Below are 10,150 nucleotides of genomic sequence, written 5' to 3'. Positions count from 1 at the left end.
GAGCGAGTCGAGCACCACGAGGAGGGCGAGGCCGACCGAGTCGGCCAGCGCCGCCTGCTCGTCCGGCGTGGGCTCGTCGCCGGGTGTCCCCAGCAGGGCGCGGCTGGCGATCATCTTGGCGGCGTCGGCTGACTTGCCCAGGATGTGGCCGATCTCCTGGACGGTGCCGCTCGGACGGATGGCCGAGCCGCGCGAGGTCGCCGAGGTGGCCGCGTGGCTGCTCAGCGACCGGGCCTCGATGGTGACCGGCGCGATCGTGCCGGTGGACGGTGGCGCCGGCGCGTGAGGACCAGCCTCGGCCCGGCTGCAGCCCGGCGGGGAACCTGCGCCCGGCTTCGCGCGGGACCCGATTGATTTGTCCAATTTGTCCAAGCTTCGATCTTGTGAGCGGACGCGGGCTACAGTGACGACGGCCAGCAGTCAAAGGCAGTAAAGGCTGGCCGAAACCCGAGGAGAACATGAATGAGAAGAACGTGGCCAATGGCGTTGGTGGCCCTCGCCGCTGTCGTCATGGGCGGCGCGACGCCGGCGAGTGGCGACGCCGGCGACCCGGCGGCCAAGGCGACGACCGCAACCGCGGGAACGACGGCGGCCAAAGCCGCGGTCTGCGGTAGCGCGTCGCTGAACGGCCCCGCCACACCGCCGGCCGGCGCGGTCGTGGTGCCCGCCGGCGACAACAGCGGCGTGGACTTACGCAAGGCGAACACCACGTACTACTTCGAGACCGGCACGCACACCCTGGAGCCCGCCCAATACGCCCAGATCCTGCCCGGTGACAACGCGACGTTCATCGGCGCGCCCGGCGCGGTGCTCGACGGGAAGGGCGTGAACCAGTACGCGTTCGGTGACACGGCGACCGGGGTCACCATCCGGTACCTGACCGTCACCGGGTTCGTCGCGCCGCAGGAGGAGGCCGTGGTCAACCACAGCGCCGCCGACGACTGGGTCCTGGAGCACAACACGTTCCGTGACAACTCCGGCGCGGCGCTGATGGCCGGGGCCAGGAACCAGATCCGTGGCAACTGCATCAAGGACAACGGCCAGCTCGGCCTGAACGCGTCCCAGCACGGCGACCACATCACCGGCCTGGTGGTGGCGGACAACGAGGTCACCGGCAACAACACCGACGACTGGGAACACCAGGGCCAAGGGTGCGGATGCACCGGTGGCCTGAAGTTCTGGGCGGTGAACGGCGCCGACGTGACCGGCAACTGGGTGCACCACAACCACGGGCCGGGGATCTGGGCGGACACCAACAACAACGACTTCCTCATCGAGAACAACCTCATCGAGGACAACGACTCGATCGGGATCTTCTACGAGATCAGCTACAACGCCGTGATCCGCAACAACACCCTGCGCCGCAACACCTGGAAGGCGGGTGCCGAGCGGGCCGCGAAGGGCGACTCGTTCCCCGACGCGGCGATCTACCTGTCCGAGGCGGACGGCGAGCCGCGCATCCCGGCGCGCACCGGCAAGATCGAGGTCACCGGCAACCTGCTGGAGAACAACTGGGGCGGCATCACCGCGTGGGCGAACGCCGACCGGTTCTGCGGCAGCGCGGCCTCGACCACCAGCGACTGCACCCTGATCGTCGGGCCGGCCAACACCTCGAAGTGCTCGCCGCCCGCCATCAAGGACCAGCCGCTCTACACCGACTGCCGCTGGTGGACGAAGAACCTCGACATCCACCACAACACGTTCTCCTTCGCACCCGGCGCCGTCGACGGCGGCTGCTCGACGCAGTACTGCGGCCAGATGAGCCTGCTGTCCAACTGGGGCACGGCGCACCCGGACTGGTCGCCGTACCTGGGAGAGAAGATCGAGAAGTCGATCGTCTTCGAGTCGAACAACTCCTGGCACGACAACACCTACACGGGACCGTGGCAGTTCAGGATCTACGACATGGGCAGACGCGTCACGGCCGCGGAGTGGGTCGGCCCCCAGTACGGCCAGGACGCCGGCAGCACGTTCGACGGCAAGGCGCCCGAGGTGCCGCCGATCACCGAGCAGACCTTCGAGGACGTCTCGACGGCGCCCTACTCCGCCTGGTACGGATCCAGCCTGGCGCACCAGACCGGCGACGCGCACGGCGGCACCGGCTCGCTGCAGCTGACCAGCACCGAGGGGTCCGGCAGCGCGGTGGCGCTCGACAAGTACCCCGGATACAGCGGTGTGATCGCCGGTAAGAGCTACCGCGTGTCGCTGTGGTACCGGGAGGCCGTGGCCACCATGCCCACTGTCACCTGGAACGTGCGCTGGCGCGACGAGGACGGCGCGGTGCTGCGTACCGACCCCGTCTCCCTGCCCCGGAAGACGGCCTGGACCGAGGCGGCCGGCACGTTCACCGCGCCGGCGGGCGCGACCCGCGTCGACTGGACCTTCGTCTGGAGCGCCCCCACCGGGTCCGCGTTCCGGATCGACGACGTGGCGATGCGTGCCGCGCAAACGCCGTAAGCATGAACAACACCGAGGCCCCTCTGACGGGGGCCTCGGCCCGACGCGGTCGTGGTCCCTGTCGCCGCGGCCCTCGTCGTGCTCGGCCCGCAGCTGACCACCGCGCTGTTCTCCCACGGCAACGCCTCGGCCGCCGCCGCACGAGCCCTCTACGCCCTGGCCGCGCGCCTTCTCCGCATCGCCGAGTTCAGGATCCTCGCCGCCGTCCTGCGAGGGCCGGTCAGGCCTTGACGGCGAGGCCGCCGTACATGGAGACCATGGAGTCCTCCACGAGCAGCGCCCGGTCGTCGGGCCGCCACCGGTGCACCGGCACCACACCCGGCTCGATGAGCTCGAATCCGGAGAAGAGCTCCTCGATCTGAGCCCTGGTACGGGCCTTGGACATGATGCCGCGCCGGTTGTACTGGGCGACGGCCTCGCTCACCAGCCGGCTCGGCGCGCTGTCGAGCGTGATGGTGGACAGGGCCAGGAAGCTGCCCGGCGGCAGCGGCTTCATCAGGTGCTCGATGATCGAGCGGACGGCGGCGTCGTCGCGGATGAAGTGCACCACGGCGATCAGGCACAGCGCGACGGGACGGGTGAAGTCGAAGGTGTCGCGGACCTCGGCCGAGCCGATGATGGCCTCCGGGTCGTTCAGGTCGGCCTGGATGTAGCGGGTCCGGCCCTCCGGGGTGCTGGTGAGCAGGGCGCGGGCGTGGACGAGGACGAGCGGGTCGTTGTCCACGTAGATGATCCGGGCGGCGGGGTGAGCCCGCTGGGCCACCTCGTGCAGGTTGGGCGAGGTGGGCAGCCCGGTGCCGATGTCGATGAACTGGTCGACGCCGCGCTCGGCCGCCAGGTGGCGGGTCACCCTGACCATGAAGTCGCGGTTGGCGCGCACGGACGTCGGCATGTACGGGGCGATCTTGATGACCTCCTCGGCCGCCGCGCGGTCGGCCGCGAAGTTGTCCTTGCCGCCCAGGAGGTAGTCGTAGACCCGCGCCGAGTGCGGCACGTTCGTCTTGAGATCGACCGCCGTACGCCCGTCGCCGGCCACCCCCGCACCTCCATGTTGATCAACTGCCATGCGCCCCACGTTAGCGGGATTCAGGCGGCGGAATCCGGCGAATGCCACCTGGAACGACAACATCCTGGGCTCAGCGCGAGGAGGGCTTGCTCTTCTTGCGGGCGCGGCGGTCGGGGACGGGGGAGCGGCCCGCGGAATGGTCGGCGAACGCCTCGGCCGCCTTGGCGGGGTCGCCGTCGCGCAGCAGCGAGACCAGGCGGCCGTGCTCGTCGGCCATCGCGTGCCAGTCGCCGTCGAAGAGCGGGTCGGCGATGGCGCGCAGCGCGCGCAGGCTCGGTTCGAGGACCTCCCACATCCGGGTCAGGAACGGGTTGCCCGCGATCTGGCTGACCCTGGTGTGGAAGGCGATGTCGATGTCGCGGAACTTGCCGACGTCGTTCATCGCCACGGCCTGGTGCATCTGCTCGACGAGGTCCTCCAGCTCGCGGAGCTGGTCGTCTGTGACGTGCCCCGCGGCGAGCTGGGCGGCGAGGCGTTCGAGCGGCTCGCGCACCTGGCGGGCGTACTCGGCGTGCTCGGTGGAGATCTCGACGACGAAGTTGCCGCGGCGCGGCACGTGCACGAGCAGCCCCTCGCGGGCCAGCTGCTTGACGGCTTCGCGAACCGGCGCTTGACTCACGCCCAGACGGCGTGCGATCTCCGACTCCACCACGCGCTCGTTCGGCGCGAGGTCGCCCTCGACGATGGCCTGCCGGAGCAGCTCGTACACCCGATCGGAGATCAAGGTGGGACGGACCGAGTCTTTGCTCGTGGCCAGTCTGGAGGCGAAGTCACTGTTGGCTTGCCGTGTCGATGCCATGAAGTCCTCATCATGCGATCTCGCGCGTCCCCGGTCCCCGGTGTCATGATACGCGATCATCGGTTAGCAGGTATCGATTGCAGCCGATCCGCCAGCCAGGCGAGCTTGACGGCCTCGTGCGCCGGGCCGCCGCCCTCGTGGTCGTTGAACGGGTAGACGCTGATCCGCTTGCGCGCCGGGGGCAGGTCGTGCAGCGCGCCGTAGTGGTTGAAGGCCGCGTACACCGTCGAGGGCGGGCAGATGCGGTCCATGAGGCCGACGGAGAAGAGCGTCGGCGCGTTGGCCCGGCGGGCGAGCGTCGCGGCGTCGAAGTACGACAGGGTGCGCATCGCCGTCTCGGCGTGTTCCCGGTGCAGCTTCACGAACCGGGTGAATTCCACGTACGGCGGCTGGTCGGTGAACGTCGTCGCGCGCCCGAAGTGGCACAGGAACGGCACGTCCGGCATGGCCGCCACGAGGTCGGGGACGAGCCCGGCCGCGGCCAGCGCGATCCCGCCGCCCTGGCTGGTCCCGGTCACCGCGATCCTGGAGGCGTCCACCTCCGGATGCGTGCGCACCGCCGCGACGGCCCGCACGGCGTCGGTGTACAGGCGGCGGTAGTAGTACCGCTCCGGGTCGAGCACGCCGCGGGTCAGGAATCCGGGGGCCGCGACGTCGCCGGTCGCGGGATCGGGGTCGGGCGTCTCGGCGCCCTGGCCGCGGGTGTCCATGACGAAGTGCGCGTAACCGGCGCACGCCCAGAGCCGCTTCTCGTGGGCCACGCCGCGGCCGCTGCCGTAGCCGAGGTACTCCACGACGGCGGGAAGGGGGCCGGTCCTGGTCACCGGCAGGTGCAACCAGCCCTTGACGGGGTGGCCGCCGTAGCCCGCGAAGGTGACGTCGAAGGTGTCGATCGTCGCCAGCCCGTTCGGCGCCGGCTCGGCCGTCATGGCGAGGTCGACGCCGCTGGTCCCGGCGAGGGTCTTCGCCCAGAACGCATCGAGGTCCGCCGGTTCCGGCAGGGTCGGCAGGTACCGTTCGAGCTGGTCCTGGGGGAGGTCGAAATGGGCCATCGATCAACCAATCATCGCTTATCGATCAACTGTCGCATCGAAGCAGGGGCTCCGGAGCGTTGTCAACCGGAGGTGCCAGGCGGTACGCGCGCTCGGCGGTCGTGCGCAGCACCCGTACGCGCTCCCCGGCCGTCAGCCCGGCGAGCCCGAGAGTCGAGAGCCGCAACGACTCCGCGCGGGACCCGCGGGGCAGGCAGATCGGCCAGTCGGACCCGACGACGCACCGGTCGGGACCGAACGCCTCGACCACGTGGGCGACCAGGCCGGCCACCCGCTCCGGTGGCACGCCGTGCTGCTGGGTGAGCAGGCCGGAGATCTTCATGATCACGTTCGGGGTGCGGGCCGCCCGCCGCACGTGCTCGCGCCACTCCTCCGGATCGGCCGCCAGCAGGTTCGGGGGGTTGCCGAGGTGGTCGACGACCACGGTCAGCTCCGGGTGCCGCGCGGCGACCTCGGCCGCGACGCCGACGGCGGCGGCGTGCAGGTTGAGTTCGAGCGCCACCCCGAGCTCGGCCAGCACGGGGACGAGCGCGCGGGCCGAGGCGGGCGTGGCCGCCCACGAGGGGCCGCCGAGCCGCATCCCGTTGGGCCGGGCCTCGTCCATGAGCTCCCGGAACCGGGACGGCTCGATCCCGGCGTGGACGTTGAGGTTGCCGACGTGCCCGGTGATCAGGCCGGGGTGACGCAGGTGCAGGTCGCGCAGCCGCCAGGTCTCGCCGCGGTCGCCCCTGGACGCCTCGACCAGGATCGTCCCGGTCAGGCCGAGGCCGTCGCCCGCCGCGGCCAGGTCGCCGGCCGTGAACGACCGGTGGTGGGGCGACTCCGGTGTGATCCACGGATAGCCGCCGTCGAGGTCCCAGAGGTGGGCGTGGCAGTCGATCACCTGTGCTCCGTATGTTCGGCCAGTATTGACACGTTGATCCGAGCTCATGATGATTCTAATCATCGGCTATCGATCAGCGATTACAGGTGTTCTCATGCGCATGGCAGCAAGACGTCCCGGCGGCGCGGCAGAGCGGGGTGGCAGGCGGTGACGGCCTTCGACGCCACGCGCGTGCCGGAGGTGCGGGCCTCCCGCGGACTGGCGACTCCGCCGCGGTGGGCCGTGTTGGAGCGGGAGCTGTTCGCCGTCCAGGACAAGGCGTGGCGGATCTTCGCCGACCGCTACACCGAGGACGACGGCCGGCTGGTCTTCCGCGACACGCTGGGGGAGGGGCTCGACGGCCGCGACGGGGTCGACGACTTCTACGAGGCGTTCTTCAACTGGCCCACGCTGTACCTGCTCGGCGGCAGCGCGGACGTCCTGGCGGCGGCGCGGCGGCACTGGCGGGGCGTCACCGCCCAGCTGACCGGGATGGGCATGCTGGTCGAGGGGTTCGAGCGCGGCTACGACTGGTTCCACCAGGGCGAGGGCATGCTGCTGTTCTACGGGCTCTGCCTCGCCTCGCCCGATGACGGCGAGCTCAGGGCGCTGGCCGGGCGCTTCGCCGACCTCTACCTGCCCGGCGGCCCCAACTACGACCCCGAGCACCGGATCATCCGCGCGCCGCACAACGGCGCCGCCGGCCCGCGCTGGGGCTTCAGCGACCACGACGTGTACTTCCCGTGGAGCCTGGCCCTGCGCCCCTACGGGCTGCCCCTGGACTGGATCGACGAGGCCGCGCCCTTCGACGACCTGGCCGCCGATCCGGCGCGGGCCCGCGCGTACGGCCGCGTGATGTGGGAGCGCATGGGCCGCGGCGACACGATCGTCAACCTCTGTGCGACCAGCCTCGTCACCAACGCCTACCTGCTCGGCGGCGAGTCCCGCCACGCCGACTGGGTGGTGGAGTACGTCGACGCCTGGCGGCGGCGGCTGGACGGCCGCGACGTCGTCCCCGACAACGCCGGCCTGCACGGCGTGGTCGGCGAGCACCTGGACGGCCGCTGGTACGGCGGCCACTACGGCTGGTCCTGGCCGCACGGCCTGCCACCCGTCGGGACGGCGGCGATCGTCGGCGCGTCCAACGCCATGTTGCTGACGGGTGACGCGTCCTACCTGGACCTGGCCAGGAACCCGCTGGACGTCGTGCTCGGCCGGGCCGAACGGCGCCGCCCCGCCGACGTCTCCACCGTCACCAAGCGCTGGCGGCCCCACCTGCGCGGGCTGGAGCACGAGCCGACGCTCATGGCGCCCATGCGCCGCGACGACTCCGGGTGGTTCGACCACAACATCATGCCGACCCAGCTGCCGGTTGCCCTGTGGCAGTTCAGCCGGGCCGCCGCCGACCGGGAACGCGTCGACCGGCTGCGCGAGGAGGCGAGCTGGGACTGGACGGCGGTGCACACCCAGCGCACCAAGGAGGAGTCCGGGCACGAGGAGCCCTGGTACGAGTACCTCGCCGGCCGCAACCCCGGCTTCCCCGAGCGGATGCTGCGCAGCGCCATCGACACCTGCGCCCAGCGGCTGGAGTCCATCGCGGCCGACCCGATGGATCCCGCCGTCGGCCCCGACGCGTTCGGCATCCACGACTGGCAGGACCGCAACCCGGTCGTCACGGAGGCGCTGCTGCAGCTGACCACCGGATCCCCGCAGGTGCTCTACAACGGCGCGCTGGCGCAGATGCACCTGCGGTACTTCGACGCGGAGGAGCGCCGTCCGGGCCTGCCCGCCGACGTCGCCGCGCTGGTCACGAGCATCGACGCCGGGCACACCGTGGTCGAGCTGGCCAACCTCGGCGAGGCTCCGCGCTCGCTCGTGGTGCAGGCGGGCACGTTCGCCGAGCACGTCATCCACGAGGTCCGCGCCGACGACGAGCCGCCCACACCGGTCGAGGGGCCGCATGTCCACGTGCGGCTGCCCGGCTCTACGCACGTACGGCTCACGCTGACGATGACGCTGCGCGGCGGGAGACCCACGTACGAGGCTCCGCCGATGGAGGTGCGGCGATGAGGGCCGAGCTGCCGCGGCTGGGCCTCGGCACCGCCCCCATCGGCAACCTGTTCCAGGACGTCTCCGAGCAGGACGCGGCCGCCACGGTGGCCGCCGCCGTCCAGGAGGGCGTCACCTACTTCGACACCGCGCCCCGCTACGGGCACGGGGTCGCCGAGGAACGGCTCGGCCGCGCGCTCGCGACCGGTGGCGACGCCGCCGAGCCGGTGATCTCGACCAAGGCGGGCTGGCTGCTGCGCCCCGGGCAGACGGTGGTCACCGACTGGACGGAGCACGGCATCCGCCGGTCGCTGGAGTCCAGCCTGGAACGGCTCCGGCGGCCCTCCGTCGACATCCTGTACCTGCACGACCCCGACGACTTCCCCGACGACGTGCGCCGTACCGCCTACCCGGCCGTGCGCAGGCTGCGGGAGGAGGGGCTGGCCGGCGCCGTCGGCTTCGGCATGAACCACAGCGAACCGCTGGCCGCGTACGTGGCCGAGTTCGACGTGGACGTCGTCCTCATCGCCGGGCGGTTCTCACTGCTCGACCACGGCGCGCTGACGACCCTGCTGCCGCTGTGCCTGAAGACCGGCACGGCGGTGGTCGTGGGCGGCGTCTTCAACACCGGCCTGCTCGCAGACCCGCGTCCTGAGGCCATGTACAACTACCGGCCGGTGCCGGGCGGCGTGCTGGCTCGGGCCGAGCGCTGCCGCGCCGTCTGCGCGGAGTTCGGGGTGCCGCTCGCCGCGGCGGCCGTGCAGTTCCCCTTCCTCCATCCCGCCGTGCGGTCGGTCGTGGTGGGCTGCCGGTCGGCGGCCGAGGTGAAGGACAACGCGGCCGCCTCGCGTACGGAGATCCCGCCGGAGTTGTGGCGCCGGCTCGCCGAGGAGGGCTTCGTCCCTCCCGAGCTGCTGGACGGATAGAGGAAGACCCCGGCGGGGCGGGTTCGCCGCCCCGCCCCCCGTCTCTCAGTCGGTCTCGCGGGCGGCCAGGTACTCGGCGAGGCCGGCTCCGGTCAGCGGGTAGTAGTCCGACAGCCGGCCGCCCTCGTCCAGGCGGCGGCGGGCGAACTCCTCGCGGTCCTGGTGCAGGAGGGAGTCCTCGGCCACCGCCATGGCGCTGCGCTGCGGGACGACGACCGCCCCGTCCTCGTCGGCGACGATGAGGTCGCCGGGCGTCACCAGCGTGCCGCCCACCCCGACCGGGACGTTGAAGGCCGAGGGGAACAGCTCGGCCTGCGAGGCGTAGTGCGGCGTCACCCCCGTGCACCAGATCGGCACGCCGAGCGCGCGCACCCGCGCGGCGTCGCGCACCCGGCCGTCCACGACGATGCCGGCCCCGCCGCGCAGCTTGAAGTAGCGGACGAGCATGTCGCCGAGGCAGCCGGTGAAGTGGCTGGCCTGCGCGGAGATGACCAGCACGTCGCCGGGCCGGATGGATTCCAGCACCGCCCACAGCGCGGTCTTGCGCTCGGCGTCCTCCTGTCCGGTGCCGGAGAAGACGTCCTCGCGCTGGGGCAGGAACTGCAGGGTCACGGCGCCGCCGGTGATCCGCACACCGGGCTCCCTGTGCAGGGGGACGGGGCCGTCGATGAAGGTCCGGGTGATGCCCATCTGGTGGAGCTTGGCGCAGGCGGTGGCGGCGCTCACGTCCGCGAGGGCGTCCACCAGGCCCGCGCCGGGCCGGACGAAGGGCGAGGAGTGCGCCGGCCCCAGCATCGTCTCGTAGACGCCGGTCTCCGGGGCCCCGACATGCCCGTTCGTGCTCATTTCTGCCTCATCCCAACACATCGACAATTATCGCCTATCGATGGTAGATGTAACTGCCGACCGATGAGGGCTGTCAACCGTGAGAGGAGACCG

The 10,150-nt window shown here is 71.5% G+C and carries 9 protein-coding genes and 1 pseudogene; 5 read left to right on the top strand and 5 right to left on the bottom strand.

Translation table 11 applies throughout. The features are described 5' to 3' along the window. Window positions 1-166 precede the first annotated feature (166 nt). The 3 genes and pseudogenes from AB0J71_RS38635 to AB0J71_RS38625 all read left to right on the top strand — a co-directional run. A pseudogene (locus AB0J71_RS38635) lies at window positions 167-286 on the top strand (SDR family oxidoreductase); the annotation flags it as partial. 194 nt (window positions 287-480) lie between these two features. Next, on the top strand, window positions 481-2,457 hold the full coding sequence (locus AB0J71_RS38630; RefSeq protein ID WP_364419042.1) for a right-handed parallel beta-helix repeat-containing protein: 1,977 nt from the start codon (window positions 481-483) through the stop codon (window positions 2,455-2,457). Between the two features lie 51 nt (window positions 2,458-2,508). Continuing rightward, the gene (locus tag AB0J71_RS38625; RefSeq protein ID WP_352323580.1) at window positions 2,509-2,688 is read left to right on the top strand and encodes a hypothetical protein; all 180 of its coding nucleotides are present in this window, start codon (window positions 2,509-2,511) and stop codon (window positions 2,686-2,688) included. On the opposite strand, the gene AB0J71_RS38620 is transcribed toward AB0J71_RS38625, so the two are convergent. From AB0J71_RS38620 to AB0J71_RS38605, 4 genes are all read right to left on the bottom strand, one after another. Beyond that, complete coding sequence (locus AB0J71_RS38620) at window positions 2,678-3,523, bottom strand: SAM-dependent methyltransferase (protein WP_352323581.1); 846 nt, start codon at window positions 3,521-3,523, stop codon at window positions 2,678-2,680. The two genes, AB0J71_RS38625 and AB0J71_RS38620, sit on opposite strands and share 11 nt — an antisense overlap. Window positions 3,524-3,593: 70 nt before the next feature. Continuing rightward, window positions 3,594-4,322 carry a GntR family transcriptional regulator gene (locus tag AB0J71_RS38615; RefSeq protein WP_352323582.1) on the bottom strand — a complete coding sequence of 243 codons (729 nt, stop codon included), beginning with the start codon at window positions 4,320-4,322 and terminating at the stop codon, window positions 3,594-3,596. A gap of 56 nt (window positions 4,323-4,378) precedes the next feature. Next, window positions 4,379-5,374: an acetylxylan esterase gene (locus AB0J71_RS38610; protein ID WP_364419040.1), complete on the bottom strand. Its 996-nt coding sequence runs from the start codon at window positions 5,372-5,374 to the stop codon at window positions 4,379-4,381. Window positions 5,375-5,399: 25 nt separating this feature from the next. Further along, window positions 5,400-6,257: an amidohydrolase family protein gene (locus AB0J71_RS38605; RefSeq protein WP_352323584.1), complete on the bottom strand. Its 858-nt coding sequence runs from the start codon at window positions 6,255-6,257 to the stop codon at window positions 5,400-5,402. 147 nt (window positions 6,258-6,404) lie between these two features. Between AB0J71_RS38605 and AB0J71_RS38600 the strand changes: the two genes are divergently transcribed. Together AB0J71_RS38600 and AB0J71_RS38595 are read left to right on the top strand one after the other, a co-directional pair. Then, window positions 6,405-8,306, top strand: a complete 1,902-nt coding sequence (locus AB0J71_RS38600) for a hypothetical protein (protein WP_364419038.1) — start codon at window positions 6,405-6,407, stop codon at window positions 8,304-8,306. Next, window positions 8,303-9,211, top strand: a complete 909-nt coding sequence (locus AB0J71_RS38595; protein WP_364419036.1) for an aldo/keto reductase — start codon at window positions 8,303-8,305, stop codon at window positions 9,209-9,211. Before AB0J71_RS38600 ends, AB0J71_RS38595 begins: the two co-directional genes overlap by 4 nt. 45 nt (window positions 9,212-9,256) lie before the next feature. Here AB0J71_RS38595 and AB0J71_RS38590 read toward each other — a convergent pair whose 3' ends face one another. Further along, window positions 9,257-10,057: a hypothetical protein gene (locus AB0J71_RS38590; RefSeq protein ID WP_364419034.1), complete on the bottom strand. Its 801-nt coding sequence runs from the start codon at window positions 10,055-10,057 to the stop codon at window positions 9,257-9,259. Between the last annotated feature and the right edge of the window lie 93 nt (window positions 10,058-10,150).

The sequence above is a fragment of the Nonomuraea sp. NPDC049637 genome (genome assembly GCF_040675235.1).
In the GTDB taxonomy this organism is placed as follows: Bacteria; Actinomycetota; Actinomycetes; order Streptosporangiales; family Streptosporangiaceae; genus Nonomuraea.
The sequence above is the reverse complement of the archived record's forward strand: the minus strand, read 5'-3'. Positions and strand labels throughout refer to the sequence as shown.

What these genes read in the sequence shown, in the direction of transcription:
- AB0J71_RS38630 (WP_364419042.1), top strand. Translation starts at nt 481, where the DNA reads ATGGCGTTGGTGGCCCTCGCCGCTGTCGTCATGGGCGGCGCGACGCCG.
- AB0J71_RS38620 (WP_352323581.1), bottom strand. Translation starts at nt 3,523, where the DNA reads ATGGCAGTTGATCAACATGGAGGTGCGGGGGTGGCCGGCGACGGGCGT.
- AB0J71_RS38615 (WP_352323582.1), bottom strand. Translation starts at nt 4,322, where the DNA reads ATGGCATCGACACGGCAAGCCAACAGTGACTTCGCCTCCAGACTGGCC.
- AB0J71_RS38610 (WP_364419040.1), bottom strand. Translation starts at nt 5,374, where the DNA reads ATGGCCCATTTCGACCTCCCCCAGGACCAGCTCGAACGGTACCTGCCG.
- AB0J71_RS38595 (WP_364419036.1), top strand. Translation starts at nt 8,303, where the DNA reads ATGAGGGCCGAGCTGCCGCGGCTGGGCCTCGGCACCGCCCCCATCGGC.
- AB0J71_RS38590 (WP_364419034.1), bottom strand. Translation starts at nt 10,057, where the DNA reads ATGAGCACGAACGGGCATGTCGGGGCCCCGGAGACCGGCGTCTACGAG.